20 protein-coding genes are annotated in these 15,816 nt (G+C 35.2%); 14 read left to right on the top strand and 6 right to left on the bottom strand.

Features of this window, described 5'->3' with window-relative positions:
* Positions 1 to 144 precede the first annotated feature (144 nt).
* Entirely contained in the window at positions 145 to 741 is a 597-nt protein-coding gene (locus KKI44_RS07425) for a Crp/Fnr family transcriptional regulator (protein ID WP_214590533.1), read from the top strand.
* A gap of 53 nt (positions 742 to 794) precedes the next feature.
* Here KKI44_RS07425 and pafA read toward each other — a convergent pair whose 3' ends face one another.
* A complete protein-coding gene (pafA, locus tag KKI44_RS07430; RefSeq protein ID WP_214590534.1) occupies positions 795 to 2,441 on the bottom strand; it encodes an alkaline phosphatase PafA in 1,647 nt (548 codons plus the stop codon).
* Positions 2,442 to 2,964: 523 nt separating this feature from the next.
* Here pafA and KKI44_RS07435 point away from each other — a divergent pair.
* From KKI44_RS07435 to KKI44_RS07455, 5 genes are all read left to right on the top strand, one after another.
* Positions 2,965 to 3,888 (top strand): hypothetical protein, encoded by a 924-nt coding sequence (locus KKI44_RS07435; protein ID WP_214590535.1) that lies wholly within the window; start codon positions 2,965 to 2,967, stop codon positions 3,886 to 3,888.
* A 288-nt stretch (positions 3,889 to 4,176) separates the two neighbouring features.
* Positions 4,177 to 4,500 carry a hypothetical protein gene (locus tag KKI44_RS07440; RefSeq protein WP_214590536.1) on the top strand — a complete coding sequence of 108 codons (324 nt, stop codon included), beginning with the start codon at positions 4,177 to 4,179 and terminating at the stop codon, positions 4,498 to 4,500.
* 3 nt (positions 4,501 to 4,503) lie between these two features.
* Positions 4,504 to 5,040 carry a GNAT family N-acetyltransferase gene (locus KKI44_RS07445; RefSeq protein WP_214590537.1) on the top strand — a complete coding sequence of 179 codons (537 nt, stop codon included), beginning with the start codon at positions 4,504 to 4,506 and terminating at the stop codon, positions 5,038 to 5,040.
* Positions 5,041 to 5,125: 85 nt separating this feature from the next.
* On the top strand, positions 5,126 to 5,881 hold the full coding sequence (locus KKI44_RS07450) for an ATP-grasp domain-containing protein (RefSeq protein WP_214590538.1): 756 nt from the start codon (positions 5,126 to 5,128) through the stop codon (positions 5,879 to 5,881).
* 66 nt (positions 5,882 to 5,947) lie between these two features.
* Positions 5,948 to 6,586, top strand: coding sequence for a hypothetical protein (locus KKI44_RS07455; RefSeq protein WP_214590539.1), 639 nt, complete (start codon positions 5,948 to 5,950; stop codon positions 6,584 to 6,586).
* A 59-nt stretch (positions 6,587 to 6,645) separates the two neighbouring features.
* On the opposite strand, the gene KKI44_RS07460 is transcribed toward KKI44_RS07455, so the two are convergent.
* The 3 genes from KKI44_RS07460 to KKI44_RS07470 all read right to left on the bottom strand — a co-directional run bounded on the left by KKI44_RS07460 (position 6,646) and on the right by KKI44_RS07470 (position 9,515).
* Entirely contained in the window at positions 6,646 to 7,572 is a 927-nt protein-coding gene (locus tag KKI44_RS07460) for a malate dehydrogenase (protein WP_029294870.1), read from the bottom strand.
* Positions 7,573 to 7,775: 203 nt separating this feature from the next.
* Positions 7,776 to 8,231: a biliverdin-producing heme oxygenase gene (locus tag KKI44_RS07465; RefSeq protein WP_250902178.1), complete on the bottom strand. Its 456-nt coding sequence runs from the start codon at positions 8,229 to 8,231 to the stop codon at positions 7,776 to 7,778.
* A gap of 570 nt (positions 8,232 to 8,801) precedes the next feature.
* Entirely contained in the window at positions 8,802 to 9,515 is a 714-nt protein-coding gene (locus KKI44_RS07470; protein ID WP_250902075.1) for an XRE family transcriptional regulator, read from the bottom strand.
* A 79-nt stretch (positions 9,516 to 9,594) separates the two neighbouring features.
* On the opposite strand from KKI44_RS07470, the gene KKI44_RS07475 reads away from it, so the two are divergent.
* The 7 genes from KKI44_RS07475 to KKI44_RS07505 are packed head-to-tail and all read left to right on the top strand — an operon-like array spanning position 9,595 to position 14,626.
* Positions 9,595 to 9,789, top strand: coding sequence for a hypothetical protein (locus KKI44_RS07475; RefSeq protein ID WP_108410298.1), 195 nt, complete (start codon positions 9,595 to 9,597; stop codon positions 9,787 to 9,789).
* 33 nt (positions 9,790 to 9,822) lie between these two features.
* On the top strand, positions 9,823 to 11,874 hold the full coding sequence (locus tag KKI44_RS07480) for a hypothetical protein (protein WP_214590540.1): 2,052 nt from the start codon (positions 9,823 to 9,825) through the stop codon (positions 11,872 to 11,874).
* Between the two features lie 21 nt (positions 11,875 to 11,895).
* Positions 11,896 to 12,819, top strand: coding sequence for a hypothetical protein (locus KKI44_RS07485; RefSeq protein ID WP_214590541.1), 924 nt, complete (start codon positions 11,896 to 11,898; stop codon positions 12,817 to 12,819).
* Positions 12,819 to 13,433, top strand: coding sequence for an ATP-binding protein (locus KKI44_RS07490; RefSeq protein ID WP_108410301.1), 615 nt, complete (start codon positions 12,819 to 12,821; stop codon positions 13,431 to 13,433). The genes KKI44_RS07485 and KKI44_RS07490 overlap by 1 nt, the downstream gene beginning before the upstream one ends.
* Before the next feature lie 13 nt (positions 13,434 to 13,446).
* Positions 13,447 to 13,746 (top strand): hypothetical protein, encoded by a 300-nt coding sequence (locus KKI44_RS07495; protein WP_214590542.1) that lies wholly within the window; start codon positions 13,447 to 13,449, stop codon positions 13,744 to 13,746.
* 3 nt (positions 13,747 to 13,749) lie between these two features.
* Positions 13,750 to 13,947, top strand: coding sequence for a hypothetical protein (locus KKI44_RS07500; RefSeq protein WP_076396784.1), 198 nt, complete (start codon positions 13,750 to 13,752; stop codon positions 13,945 to 13,947).
* A gap of 19 nt (positions 13,948 to 13,966) precedes the next feature.
* Entirely contained in the window at positions 13,967 to 14,626 is a 660-nt protein-coding gene (locus KKI44_RS07505; RefSeq protein ID WP_076396786.1) for a DUF3164 family protein, read from the top strand.
* 149 nt (positions 14,627 to 14,775) lie between these two features.
* Here the strand turns inward: KKI44_RS07505 and KKI44_RS07510 are convergent, their stop codons facing one another.
* A complete protein-coding gene (locus tag KKI44_RS07510; protein WP_214590543.1) occupies positions 14,776 to 14,937 on the bottom strand; it encodes a hypothetical protein in 162 nt (53 codons plus the stop codon).
* A gap of 169 nt (positions 14,938 to 15,106) precedes the next feature.
* Here KKI44_RS07510 and KKI44_RS07515 point away from each other — a divergent pair, with 169 nt between their 5' ends.
* Entirely contained in the window at positions 15,107 to 15,316 is a 210-nt protein-coding gene (locus tag KKI44_RS07515) for a hypothetical protein (RefSeq protein ID WP_214590544.1), read from the top strand.
* 28 nt (positions 15,317 to 15,344) lie between these two features.
* Here the strand turns inward: KKI44_RS07515 and KKI44_RS07520 are convergent, their stop codons facing one another.
* The gene (locus KKI44_RS07520; protein WP_214590545.1) at positions 15,345 to 15,806 is read right to left on the bottom strand and encodes a hypothetical protein; all 462 of its coding nucleotides are present in this window, start codon (positions 15,804 to 15,806) and stop codon (positions 15,345 to 15,347) included.
* Between the last annotated feature and the right edge of the window lie 10 nt (positions 15,807 to 15,816).

Genomic DNA, 15,816 nt, shown 5'->3' on the forward strand with positions numbered 1-15,816 from the left:
CTAATCCATCACTTAAAATCAAGGCATCTGTAAGGCATCTGTAAGGCATCTGTAAGGCATCTGTAAGGCATCTGTGTGGTATTAATAAATTTTTAACAAACCTTTCAAATTGTTAATTTTAGATCAAATTAATAATAAAGGCTTATGATCATTTGTGAAAACCTTTTGTTTTCTCATGGCGCTGAACTCCAACACTATAATTCCGGCGATTATATTTTTAAAGAAGAAAGCACTCCAAAATATTATCTGCAGATAAAGTCCGGAACGGTAAAATTAAGCAGCTTTCTGGAAGACGGCAAGGAATTTATCCACGGAATTCCTTTCGATGGTCACTGCTTTGCCGAAACGTATATTTTCCACAGCAGAAAGTATGCAGTAAGTGCTGTTGCGGTTACAGATTGCGAAATCATCAGGCTGGAAAAAAATAAACTGATTAAACTCGTATTAGAAAAACCCGAACTTCTCCTTAAAATATATTCTTACACTGCGGACAGAATGCGCTACAAACATATTACTTCGGCTCCGTTTTCTTTCCGGGATCCGATTACAAAGCTTAATCTCCTTATGTCCCACGTGAAAGCTCATTTCGGTTTTGAAGAACAGTTTTCTTTTCCGGTTCCTTACACCAGACAGCAATTAGCCTCGCTTACAGGAATGCGCATAGAAACTGTGATCCGCGCAATCAAAAAAATGGAACAGCAAAACATTGTAAGAATAGACAACAGTAAAATTTTTATATAAAAAAATCCTTAACCAAACAGCCAAGGATTCATTATCATTTTTTGAGTAAAATATTATTTGCCAATAACTTCCGTAATCGGATTCCCGACATTTCCACTCGGAAACTGTATTTTAAGCAATGAAGAAACGGTAGGTGCAATATCGGTCATGAAATAAGCTTTATTGCTTTCACCATGCTGAATTCCCCACCCCATAAAAATTAACGGAATATGCGAGTCGTAAGAATTCCATACGCTGTGCGTTGTTCCTGTTTTTGAATACGGAGGAAGCATGGAATCGTGTGAAATCAACTGAATATCACCGCTTCTCTGCCTGTTGATCCCGTTGATAATTCTTTGTTTAATCGGTTCAGGAATAGAAGATTCTGAAACTTTATTTACAGGAACAGCATATAAATCTGAAGGATCACTCTCAATTTCTTTTACGGTGAAATCTACAACGTCTTCTAATTTAATATTGTTTTCTTTGAGTAATTTTCTGTCGAAATAAATCTGGTAATTATCCACCGCATTGATTAATTTATCAACCCCGAATTTTTCTTTTAATTTAAGATTGACGTTTTTATCCATTCCGTCTCCGAAGAAACCTGTCGTGATTTTATGTTCCTGCAAGAATCCTACAGAATGAGCACCGCCATGATCTGCCGAAAGAAAAACGGTGTACTGTCCTTTTCCTACTTTGGAATCCAGATAACTGAAAAACTGAGCTAAATCTTTATCGAGTCTCAGATAAACATCTTCCACTTCGATAGAATTCGGACCAAATTTATGCCCTGCATAATCCGTTGATGCCAAATTAATCGCTAACATATCCACAATATCGTCTCCTCCTAACTTTTCACCTTCTATTGCGGCTTCGGCTAATTTCAGCGTTAATGTATTTCCGAATGGTGTGTAACGAATATTATCTTTTTTAGCCTGATAATCTGCGGCTAAATTGCTGTAAGGAAAAGTAGGTGTTTTGGCACTTCCCAACAAGCCTTCCCATGAAGAATTATCCGGAGAACTTTCTGTATACTGATCGATCGGAAGTAAGGTATTCCAGCCGTTGGCAACCAATTTATCCGGTAGATCCTGAGAATTGAAGGTTTTTACCCACTGTGGAAGATCATTCATGTACCAAGAGCTTGTAATAAAATCTCCTGTGGAATCATCAAACCAGAACGCTCCGTTCGGCGTATGTCCTGCCGGTAAAATAGAAGCTCTGTCTTTTAAAGAAACCCCGATTACTTTACCCTGAAAATTGGTTGCCAACCTAAGCTCATCGGTAACAGTGGTAGACCATAGATTTTTCGGAGAATGGCTTCCCACTTTTGCATTAGCTGTTCCTACAGGCTTTACACTTTCATCTGTAGTACAATAAACATTTTGTCCGGTTTCTTTATCCATCCAGTCATTTCCTGCGATCCCGTGAATTGCAGGAACGGAACCTGTGTAAATACACGTGTGTCCTAAAGCCGTAACAGTAGGAACATACGGGATATGAACATTATTTAAAGAATATCCTGTATTTAAAAGTCTTTTGAAACCGTCGTTTCCATATTTGTTATAAAAACGGTACAGATAATCCCATCTCATCTGGTCCACAACTAAACCTACTACAAGTTTTGGTCTTTCCAACTGAGAATTTTTGTTCTTTTGCGCATTGATTGTAAGTACGGACAAAAAAGCAGCCGCTGCAACCGAAATTTTCCTAAGCATCCCGTAAAATTTTTATTGAGGACAAATTTACGGGTTTTGAAAGTTTTGATGTGTGAAATTTTATTTAATTTTGATTTCTATTGAGTTCATCTGCATTAAAATTTCAATTAATATCCTTTTTAATGATGATCAAACTTTTCTTTTATCTGGTTTTAGCATTATAATTTTTTTTCCGCCATCATTATTATGCTCGGAAGTGAAAAATATTTTTCTCAGCTTTTAAAGTGAATACAAGAAGAAAAATACCTTCTTATTTTGAAAATGAAAGACAAGTAAATCAGATGCAAAGATCATTGGTTTTATGGGAAGGGCGGAAATCCCGGTTCTTTAGCTTTAAAAATAGAACAATACATTCCTTACAGCCTTATCAGTACAGCATCTGATGATCTTGACTTTGAAGAATTGAGCAGTTGCCGTTTTTGAATTGATAAATTTTAGTTTTACTTTTTACTGTAAATTTGGTTATAGCCTTTCAAAATTTTTTTTTGAATTTATCGTTATATCAGAAATAAAATTTACCATTATGAAAACCAAATTATTCTTATTTCTGATTTTAAGCGTTTTAAGTTGTAACCTGTTCGCTTATCCGATTTCTCCAATGCCATTAAGAAAATTAATCATTGAATCTGAAAACATTGTATATGGTGAAGTTTTAGATATAAAAAATAACAAAAAAGTAAAAGAACATGACTGGTTTAAATCTGAAATTGTTGTTTTAAAAGTATACGATGTTTTACACGGAAATATTAAGTCCGGTCAAATTATCGAAGTATACACAAGTTCGGAAATATCCTGCCCTGCTCCTGCATACTACGAAAAGGGAAAATTAACATTGGCCTTTTTGTATAAGGAGAAAAAAGAAGACAGATATTCTACCCATTCTTTATCGTATGGCTCAAAAACATTAGAAAAAAAAGAATATTCTGTTTATAAAAAGAGAATTCTTGAAATGCAGGATATTTTGAAAATTATAAATGAAGAAGAAAAACATGCTAAAACAGTAGATTGGCTTGTAGAATGTGCATTGCAAAAACCCACAAAATGGGAAGGAACTTATGAACTTTCTCCTGAAAGTGATTTTATGTCTTTTTATGATCGCGATAAAGATACTTTTGTAAGAAAATTTGAACTAAACGACAATCAAAAAGAAAAATTAAGACTTTATTTTCTTTCACAAAAAAAATTAGATTACAGTGATTTAGGATTGCTGGATCTTGTTGCAAAGCCAAATGACAAAGAACTATTAAGTTTTCTGATTAGCCGCTTTAAAGAATCTTATAATGACTTTATTTTTGAGGGAAATTTTTTCATGTCAAGAATAGCGGATTTATCCGGCAGAAATGATCTTAAGGAAATATCAGAAAAAAATGAAAAACTTGACATGTTTAGTGAAAATTATGATCAAAAAAACAAAGAAATACTGACTGAATTTGCGAGTAAGTTATAAATTTAATGAAATATTTTTGATGTAAAAGTTCCGAAATCTAAGGTCAAATACAATGCTTTAAAAGGTAAACTTTCTACCGAAATATAGTTTAAGTACGCGAAAAAATACCATTACAGTCATAATATTACAATCGAATAAGAGACTGAAAAACTAATTCTGGAAAATATATTGAATGATAAAGCTTTTATACACATTTTGTGAATTTAATGCGATTCTCCGGTTGATTTTTTTTACATTTGGTATTAACACAAATATGTAAATATGTTTCGTAACAAAAACTTTTTAATCATGAAAATTTTCAGACCTTTTCTTTTTTCGGTATCTCTGTTGTTATTCGGATGGCTGTTTATTAGCAATATTAATCTCATTAACGTTGCCGCAACGCTGAATAAAGCAGAAATCAATTCTGAAATCGGAAAGGTAAATGCATTCAGCAATATTGATCAGCTAAAGGAGTTTACCATCAAAAAAATTAACTCTATGGAAGTAATCCGGGAAAGGTTTTCGGAAAATGCCATGATAAGAATTGCTGTTATCTCAGTTCTTGTCCTGATCCAGATTCTGCTTTACGCTACAAAAGGTAATTTTCATGCTCAGAATTCCAAGTTTTAAGCCATGGAAATCAGAAAACTGACGGTATTTGAAGAAAATTTCATTCCTGATACCGATTTCAACAATTACGAAACCGAAAAGATTTTTGTGGTTTCGGCAATTGAATCGAACAACACTTTTGAATTTAATCTGAGAGAGAAAAATCAATATTATCAAAAGATATGTAAAACAGAACTTCATGATATTGAACATTTAAACGCAGTAGCACAGCAAGGTCATTCTTTCGGAATTTTTGAAAATGAAGAACTTATTGGATGGATCATCTGTGATTACAGAGGGAAAAATAATAGTCTTTTTATTGAGAATTTGTGGATTCATAAAAAGTTCAGAAAACAAAATCTCGGGAGATTGCTGATTAAAAATATCAATCGTGAAGCCAGAGAACTGCAATGCAGAATAGTGGAAGCAGAAACCCAGAACACGAATTATCCTGCAATAAAGTTTTTTCAGAAAGCAGGATTTCAGTTTACAGGGATCAATACAAAACTGTATAACAACTCAACAGAAACGGCTTTGTTTATGAGCTTTGAGCTGATGTAATAAATTTTCACTTTCTGTTAAAACTTAACTTATCCACAGTTTTTAAAGGTTATCCACAAACAACTAACAATTTTAAGAACCGATAATGATTACAAAAGCTTACATTCAGGAATATGGCAATGGAAAAACAGAACCTGAATTTCTGGAGGTAAAAAACGTTTTGGAATCAAGAGGAGCTGATTGCGAATTTTTTACCATCAAAAAATTACATCGAAATCAGATCCTGCTTAATAAAGAAACGCTGATTGTCGGAGATCATTCATCAATGTTATATACTTTCAAAAGATTGGGAATCAGTCCATTCACCTCATCTTATCCTCAAAGTTTAAGACCTTATTTAAAGCGGACTGTTTGGGAAACAACTGTAAAAAAACTCATGATGCAAAGTCATGAAGAATCTTTAAACATTTTTGTAAAGCCAAAATCTAAAATCAAACTTTTCACAGGATTTATAATCAATTCGCAACATGATCTTCTCCGTCTGGAATCATTTTCAAAAGAAACAGCTTTATTCTGTTCATCTGTTGTTGAATGGCTTTCTGAATTTCGGGTTTTCGTGAATCAGTCAGAAATTGTCGGAATAAAAAATTACAGTGGCAACGAAAATCTTCAGTTGGATATGGATATGGTAAAAACTGCTATTAAAGATTTTGAAAATTCAGACGAAAGAACAAATGCTTATGGAATAGACTTCGGAATTCTGAGCAGTGGAGAAACCGCATTAGTTGAGTGGAATGATGGTTATGCCTTAGGTTCTTATGGTCTGGACAAAGAAATCTATACTGATCTGATTTTAAGCAGATGGGAGGAAATTTTACAAGAAAGTAATTTAAATCTGTAATTATGGTTTTCCATAATTATTTCCTGCAATGATTTTTTAGTTTTGAAAATCTTTAAAACAATAATCATGAAAATTAAACTTACTCTTTTTACTTTATCCGTTTTTTTATTATTAGGCTGCGGTAATAATAAAACCAATCCAAGAACAACAACGGAAAATGATAGTATTTTATCAATAGCTCAAGAAGAAACAAATACTATTAATGGACAAAGCTCAAAACCCAGACTAGTTCAGAGATCTATAAATTCTACAAATGGAACAGATCTCGAACAACTAAAAACCGAAGCATCCAGACTAAATGGTGGAGGTTCAATAAAAGAAGTTAAACTTGAAAACGGAAAAGCTGTCATTACATATGTCAAAAATTACAATGAATATAAGGAATTAAACCCTTCATCAGGATTAACAGAAAATGATTTAAAATTATATTGGTCAACAGGTAATGAAATTCAAAAAACACTTGTTGGAAGTCCGGCAAGATTAATGAAGAATCTTGATTTTATCAATGAAGTAAAAATAATATTGCCATTTGAGAATAAAACTTATCAAATCAATATTACAAAATCCCAATTAGAGAAATTTGTTGGCAAAAATATTTCAAAAATTAAAAATGACTGGACTCGAACTTTTGCCGATCCTTACATTTATAATCAAAAAGGCAGAGAAGGATTTTTCAGTAAATTCGGAACCGTAAAAAATAATTAAATGCAATAAAAAATCCGCGCCCTTCGGGCGCGGATTCCTTGTATATAAAGTTTAAAATATTAAAATTTCAAATCTCCATTCACTTCTCTCACTGCATTGGCAGCTTCAGCGAATTTCAACTGCTCTTCCGCAGTAAGGGTTACATTTACGATTTTTTCTACCCCATTTGCTCCGATAATCGCAGGAACACCAAGGCAGATATCGTTTTGTCCGTATTCTCCTTCAAGCATTAAAGAACATGGGATCATTTTTTTCTGGTCGCACGCAATTGCCTGAACCATTACAGAAACAGCCGCACCCGGAGCGTACCAAGCTGAAGTTCCTAATAATTTGGTAAGCGTTGCACCTCCTACTTTAGTTTCTTCAATAACGTATTTCTGTTGTTCAGCATCTAAGAATTCTGTTACAGGTACTCCGTTTCTTGTTGCTTTGCTCAATAGAGGAAGCATTCCTGTATCACTGTGAGCCGCGATTACCATTCCGTCTACGTCAGAGATCGGAGCTTCTAAAGCTTCTGCCAATCTGTACTTGAATCTTGCAGAGTCTAATGCACCACCCATTCCGATGATTTTATGCTTAGGAAGACCTGAAGTTTTGTGTACCAGATAAGCCATTGTATCCATTGGGTTAGAAACCACGATGATAATTACTTCCGGAGAATGTTTTACTAAGTTTTCAGTAACTTCTTTTACGATTCCCGCGTTAATTCCGATTAATTCTTCTCTCGTCATTCCCGGTTTTCTTGGAATACCTGAAGTAATAACCGCTACGTGAGAACCTGCAGTTTTGCTGTAATCTCCTGTTGTTCCGGTAATTTTTGTATCGAATCCGTTAAGCGATGCTGTCTGCATCAAATCCATTGCCTTACCTTCTGCAAAACCTTCTTTAATGTCTACTAAAACTACTTCTGAACAGAAGTTTTTCATTGCGATGTATTCTGCACAGCTTGCTCCTACAGCGCCTGCACCTACTACAGTTACTTTCATAATATACTTAATTTATTGTTTTTTAATGGTATTACGGAACTTTACAGTTTCATAATATAACTTTTAAAATTTATTTATTTGAATTGTTTGTTTACTTTTGGCTTACAATTGAAAACTCCCAAATTTAACAATTCCTGAAAAATTAGGCAATCTTTCAGGAATTTAATTATCTTTAAAAGTGATATTTATGTTGTAGACAGCAGTTAACGGACGTTTAGAAGAAAGGCATACAGTTTTTTAGCTCCCGATAAAACCTCATCATAATTTTTCTCAGAAACCTCATTATCAATAACTTCCTTAAAGTTTTTCCACATAAATCCTGTATTTTCACGGTAACAGCCGAAAAAGTTGAACGTAACATCATCAAATCCTTCTGTTTTGGAAAGCTGTTTTGCAATAACATTTCCTCCCAGAGTAGAACCCTCGATCACGTACATTGCTCCTAAAGCTTCATTTTCATTGGAAAAACTGAGTTCTCCTGAAGCCTTGCGATTTTCCATGTCCAGACTTTTAAGATCCTGCTCAATCAAAGGAAGTTTTTTTCTTTCTTCAAGCTGAAGTTTGTCAGAGAATTTTTCTGAAAGACTGCCGAAAATCTGATCTTCGGAATGAAGAAGCATAAGGTAATTTCTGTCAATGATCTTTTTATAGTCTTCCAATGTAAAAGTTCGGTCGAATATTTTTTTAGAGTTAAAAAGTTTTTCCGCGGCATCTACTCCCCTTAAAACGAAAAAGCGAAATTGTCTAGTAAATAAAAAAAGCTGAAAAAGCCCATTAATAAAAGAACTTTGAGCATATTGAAGCCTCGAATTGAGAAAAAACGAAACGCCGAAAAATTACTATTTGCTACCATTTTATTACTATTAAAAAAAGATTTCCGCCATCATACAGCCCCTTTTCGGGGCTTTTTATTTTCTCATAAATACAAATTTACTATTCTACATAAAAACCTTGTAATAAGGCGTTTTCGTGTGTTGGAATAAAAATATCTGATCATATTGATGAGAAAAAATACTGGATTTTCTGTATTTGTAGATTTGCCTTTAAAATGATGCTTTTTGAGTTGGGGTTACAGTTGGGGTTACAGTTGGGGTTACAAAACCCGTTTTTTTTAACCGGATTCAGATGTATATAAGGGTTAAAAAAGATCAAAAAAAACATCAATTTGAATTATTCAAGGGGGTATAGGGACATCGGGTTTTAAGCTCCTTGTACTGATTATCAGCAATTTAAAACATTGTATTAAATCGAACACTTGCTTTTACCAATGCAATGGCAGTAATGTCTTTTATTTTAAAGTCTTTTGGTTGATGATGTGGATTTTGGCTTACCAATTTCACCCATTCATTTCCGAGTTCTGATTTCTGTACATATTTGACTGTTACATACTCCTCCTGCCCTTTAGTAAGAATACTTAACAAGTACATTTCACCAAAAAATATATCATCCACCGTAATTTGCTTATATAGAATAATATCACCGGATTTTAAAAGCGGGTACATACTGTCACCGGTTACATTAATAGCCCCGTCACATTTTGGAAGATTGGGAATTTTAATGGTTTGCAGTGCTTTGTGAGGAGCTCCGCTGTCAAACAATGCCTGAAGCCCTGCCACAGCAGAAAAATCATAAAAGGGTACTTCCTGATTTTCAATAATTCCATCTTTTGTCTTTCTATTGATACTCAAAGGCGTTATGATAGGTTCTTCTTTGATCATATCACCTTTTCCATCAACAAACCATTTGAAATCAAATAAATCAGAATATTCTGAATTGGCAAGCTTATGAAAGAAGTCAAAACTCGGTTTTGCTTTACCGCTTAGGATATCATAAATAGTCTGCGGTCTATTGTAATCTAATTTCTTAGCAAATTCGGGAGCGTTAAGTCCGATAAAATCAAGCATTTTCTGCAATCTTGAAGAAACTTCTGTATTTTCTTTCATTTTAATTTTGTTATTAAGAAAGTTCTGTATATCTTTGTCAGGACATTTGAACAAATTTATAACAAAAATTTGATTTATCATGGAAAATAAGCAAAAAGAAAAAATTTATTATGGCGACTATCAGCTGCTTGGAGAATTATTATGTGTCTCTTCAGACGCAGCCCGTAAGAGATTCAAGCGGAACGAAAAAGCGGCAGTAAAAGCAATGGGTATGATACAAGAAAACCGGAAGAAATTTGTATTAGACTACAGAAAAAACTTACAAATAGATTAGAATAGATTTATTAACACGTTAAAAAAAGAGATTATGCCACACAATTGGGGAAATATATTAGTTGTTACAAAGGACGAATTAATACCAAAATATTACAATACTCTTAGCGCGCTGAAAGTTGAAATTCACCGATACAAAGATTTACCTTACGGAATTAAAAAAGTTCAGAAGGGAGGCAATGGCAGACAGATGTATATTGACTTTGACAGCCTTTCGAAAGATGTACAGGAAAGCATGGGCGATCCGCGCAAAATGAGACACCCTTTACTTTCATTTTTTGAATTTGATGCCACAGCAGTACGTTACTATACCGATTTCAGATTTGAGGACGGCACACCGTTAAAAGAAAGTTTCAAAGAGGAATATATCACCAACGCCAGTGTGCTTATTGCAGCCGAAAGATTAAGACAGGCACGTTTAACCGAGTGGAAAAAATTAAGAAAAACATCCGGGCGCGGGTTAATGCCCTCTATCATTACCGATGTGACGACATTTAATGAGTTTCTGCCAAAGGTATACAACACTACCCACACCATCCCTTCATCCCATAGAGGCTTTGACCGGGTGTGGAAACCTTTCTTTCATTCTTTTGACGAAGGGCTCAATTTTGAAAGCCTGATTTCCGGCAAACTGAAAAACCAGAACCGAAAATTAATGACGGACGAAATGATGGCTTTACTTAATGATATGTTTGCAGGACAGGATTATAAACCTTCCCGGACTCAGGTCGCCGATCAGTATCAGGCTTTTTTAAACGGTGAACTGGATATTATCAGTAAAGAAACCGGAGAGGAATATGACCGTACCAATCCAAATTTCAGGGAAATGTCCGATAATTCAATTATTGCATGGCTTGGAAAATGGGAAAACAAGATCGGAACCTTTGCCAAGCGTTCCGGTGACCGTCAGAAATTGATGCAGGAGTTCACTCCTCCACATAAGCTGACGAAAATTAAAGAAGCGGGAACGCTGATTTCCATAGATGACAGGCAGCCTCCATTCATGTATAATGAAAACAGGAAACGTCCCTGGTTCTATATGGGTATTGATGTGGGAAGTGAAGCATGGACGTGTTGGGTTTGGGGGAAGAATAAAAAAGGGATCATTATCGAGTTTTACCGCCAAATGGTCAGAAACTACTCAGAATGGGGCTTTAACCTTCCGCTTGGGTTGGAATGCGAAAGTTCATTAAACAGCGGATTTAAGGACACCTTTTTACGGAACGGGGCAATGTTTGACCGGGTGAATATTTATAAGAACCGTGCAAGGTCAAAAGTTGTCGAGCGAAAATTTGAGGAATTGAGATACAGACATGAAAAAAGCCGCTTAGGATGGATGGCAAGACCGCACGCCCTGAAAGAAGAAAATCAGAAAAGCGGAGAAGAAGAAATCATCATCCCTTTTGATACGATTGTAGACCAATCGCTCAGCGATATTGAAACGTGGAACAATATGCCTCATTCCGTTCATACTGACAAAACCCGATGGGAAGTATTTTGTGAAATGCAGAACAAAAATACACAGCCTACCAATTGGACGGCAATTCTTCCTCACATTGGTAAAACAGAAACATCAAGCTGTAATGCCGGAATTATCAAATTCAGAAATACAACGTTTGTTTTAGGGCTGGATGGTGAAATTGCGCTGGGTGATGATCTAATAAGGCTCCTGAAGTATGTTAATGGCAAAGAGTTTACGATTTACTGGCTTGACGGAAACGACGGGAATGTTTTAAAAGCGATGATCTATTTTGATGATTTGATGCTTTGTGATTTGGTTCCACAGCCGGAATATTCAAGATCAATCCATGAAAGAGATGAGCAGGGCGAGTTGAACCGCAGGTTAATGAGTGCATACGAGAACACCGTTAACAAATTTATGGCTCAGCGTAAACGTGAAATTGATCAGGTCTTAATCATCGACCACCGTAAAAAAACACTGAACAACAAATTTCAGATTGCGGGTCGAAAAAAATATACACCTAATAACAGTACCCCGGAGGAGGTGTTCTCAGACGCTGAGGAAAGCAGCTACAACCACAACTCGAATACATCAACCGTGAGAAGTTGGGCAGCCAATTTTTAACAAATCAAAAATAAAATAGATATGATAACATTAGAACAAAAACAGAACATCCGTACTGCAGTACTTAAGGGCAGGGAAAAATTCAAAGGCACAGATACCGCTTACGCAAAATCATTGGGTATCGACAGCATGGCTTACGGTCAGATAAAAGATGGAATGATTGAGAATATTTTGTCATTGGGACAATGGCTGAATATAGGCAGCAAATTCCAAACAGCAAAGAATGACTATGAAATGAAATTGGTAAAAACAGAGGTTTACCTTGCGATGGAAGACAACTTCAATTTTTGCCAAGCTACAAAAACATCAATGATTTTGGTTGATGACTGCGGGATCGGAAAAACACGCTGTGCAATGGATATTGTCTCCAAAATGAAAAATGCGTTTTATGTGGATTGTTCCCAGTCGCAGACTAAAATACGCTTTGTAAAGCAACTGGCTGCCGCATTAGGCTGTGATACCACCGGAAAATATTATGACATCCTGGAAACGGTAAAATATGCTTTAAATATTATTGAAAGTCCGTTTGTATGCGTGGATGAGTTCGGAGATTTAGAATACAACGCCTATTTGGAATTAAAAGGAATCATGAACGCCACCAAGCATAACTGCACTTGGTACGCAATGGGAGCTGACGGGTTACGTGCAAAAATTACCAAAGGAATCAACAATCATAAAGTGGGCTTTGCAGAAATATTCAGCCGCCTTTCCGATGACTTCGTAACACTGGTTCCGAAAAATCCTGAGGAACGAAAAGAATTTTATTTAAAGCTGTTCGGGGATGTAGCCTATGTCAACCTGAAAAATAAAAATGAGGTTAACGAAGTGGTTAAAAAATGTATGGTCAAAGTCGCCAATCCATTTGAAGGAAAGCAAAAAGGGGAACAGGGCGGGCGTATCAAATCACTCAGATATTTAGAAACACTCTTAAAGGTCAGGGAATAATGAAGGCACTATCAGTAAAACAAGCGTTTTCCATTGTGTTTAAACTGTTTGAATTTACTGGACTTTGGCTTCAAGCTTTTGGAAAACCGGAAACCACCGGTTTTTGGTACTTGGGTGGAGGAGAAAAGAACGGAAAATCAACTTTCGCCATGATGCTGGCTAAATACCTTACAACATTTGGAAAAGTGCTTTATGTATCCGCAGAAGAAGGATTATCGAAGGACATTATCGCCGCCATGAAATTTGCGGGATTATCAGACAAAGACAAAAAATTTCACATTATAGATTACGAGCCGTGGGCAGAGCTTCAGGCTCGTTTTAGCTCCCGGAAATGCGCTAAAATCATTTTTATAGATAATTCAACCATTTACAGGGACGAGATCACAAGGAAGATGGTATCAGAATTGAAAAAGAACCATTCCAATAAATTAATAATAATGGTTTGCCACGAAGTGAAAGGACTGCCGGACAATGCTCTGGCAACAACATGGAGAAAGCTTGCCAAAATTATTATTCAGGCAGAGGGGCTGAAAGCCATTATTTCCGGCAGATGCCCGGGAGGGACATTAATGATCAATGAAGAAAAAGCAAACCTGTACTGGGGGACAAAATAAAATAAGAAAGACAATGAACAAAGACATATTATTAAAAATTCTACAACTGGACAGCCTTGTCAGGTTTTTAGACTGGAGCGAAAGGGTAAGGATTCATTTGTACAGAGGAGAGAAATTTAACTCTACAACGCCCAAAATTCTGGCAGCGTATGAGTGGATCATCAATGAAAACTGGGAGCCACCGGTGATGCATTACGGGGAAGACCGCTTTCAGTATTTCCATGATCCGGAGTTAGACCTGTGGATTGAAGTTGAAAATTATTTAAACTATTTCCCGGAATACAAGCCGGATTTAATCAAACTTATATTTTAGGACATGGAAGCCACAGAATTATTGGACGAGATTTTGAAAAATTACACTTTGGCAACAACCGTCTCGCGGCAAATACAGGCTCATCAAAAGAATATAGCCCTTTTAAACGGCGAATCAAAGAAAGCCTACGATAAGGGGTATAAAGATGGAAAACGCGACGGAAAAAAGGAGAAAATCGACAACTTAATACAAAAGAACTAACTATCAAAAATAACAAATTATGAATATTAATGAACTTTTAGAAAGACCAATTAACGAATTGTCTGCAGAAGAAATGGAAGCGGTGCTGAACCATAAAAGAAAAATGGAGACGGAACAACAGGAAAACGAAAAACGCGCCTATGAAGCCGAAAGAGACAGTGATATGGGAGAATTGATTGCCTTAGCCCTTGAAGTTGAAAGCAAATCGTGTTTATTGAAAAAGCTTACTCATGCCAAGATGGAAAAACACCAGGAGAAATTAAATGAATACGGAAAAATCCGTAGCAATTCTAAAGGCGGCTTTACCTTAATGCACAGCGACAAAACCATAAGAATTAAACGCCGCCGCGATACACAACCCACTTGGGATGAAAGAAGCACCAAGGCTCTGGAACTGATCCACGCTTTCCTCTATGATACCGTTAAAAAGAGGGACAAGGATTTATTTGAAATGCTGATCGGATTTTTAGTAAAAAACAAAAAAGGTGATCTGGACTATGCAAGTGTAATGAATTTACTAAGCCATGAAACGCGTTTTGATGATCCAAGGTGGAAAGAAGGTTTAAGGCTTTTAAAACAGAGTTACAGCAATTTTCTGAAAGGTTACCAATATGATTTCGAGAAACAGAATGAAGAGGGTAAATTTGAAAGGATAGAACTCAACTTTTCGGCTCTGTAATAATTACAATTTCAACGTTTAAAATTATCGGGAAAATCCCGAATTTATCAAAATTAGAATACCATAAATACAATAATAATGGTTGATTTAAAATAAACTCCCTTATTGGCAAAGCTAATAAGGGAGTATTTTATTTATGTGGAGTATTCCTACTTCAATTTTACTATGACATCATTGGTAAACATTGTCGGGTTCCAGTTGTTTCTACTGCAAACAAATTTATATAGATCGTACGCTTGCTGCATATTTGCAACTCCATCCAATTTATAGGTTTCATTTTTAGCCTGATTGAAATAAACCGCTGTTCTCATAATTTCTTTTCTTGTTTAATAAAAATAAATCCCTCATATTGAGGTGTTTAGTAAAGCAAATATAACTTGCCGCTTTTATATAAAGCAAGCATATTCTGCTATAAATTGCTCCTTACTGCATAATAAGGAAGTAATTTTTTATCTATCTTAGCCGTATCTTAAAATTACAATGATGAAATTATATCTTTTACTATTTCTTTCTGCAGTTTCTTTTTCTTGTATGGAACAAAAGAAAACAGAGGAAATCCTGCAAGCTAAAAACAAAACAATTGATAGCTTAAAAGCCGAATTAAAAGACTGTACTGCACAAGCCAAAATAATGGCAGAAGTTCTGGAAAAAGAAAGAATTGAACTGCAAAATAACAAAGCCACCAAATAGGTGGCTTTGAGGTTTGTCAATAATTATTCTACCACTCTCTCCATTCTTCCGTGATATCTTCATCCATAGAATTATACTTCATTTTATGACTTGCTAAAATGATTATTTCGGCAATTTGCTCTCTTTCATTTGTTTCAATCAAAGATAAATTACATTTCTCATTTAAAGCATTCAATTTTAAGACTGTAGATTTTACAAGCTCCATTCCTTCTTTTTTTGATTGACTTTTATAAATACTTATTGTATATTCTGACAATATAGATATACATTCGTCAACTTCTTTTTGAGAATACGAAGGATTAGCTTCTCTCATGTAATCTTCCATTGATTTCTTTAATTTACTAATTAAAACATCAATTTCTTGATCTCCTGTTAATTTCACTGTTTCAGTTTTTGGTATTTCTGATTCTTCTTGTGATGTATAAATAACATACCCTGCTACTAATGCAACTACAACTAATAATATTAGCAAAATACTATATTTTTTCATTTCTCTTAAT

Source organism: Chryseobacterium sp. ZHDP1 (genome assembly GCF_018603435.1).
Classification (GTDB): Bacteria; Bacteroidota; Bacteroidia; order Flavobacteriales; family Weeksellaceae; genus Chryseobacterium; species Chryseobacterium indicum.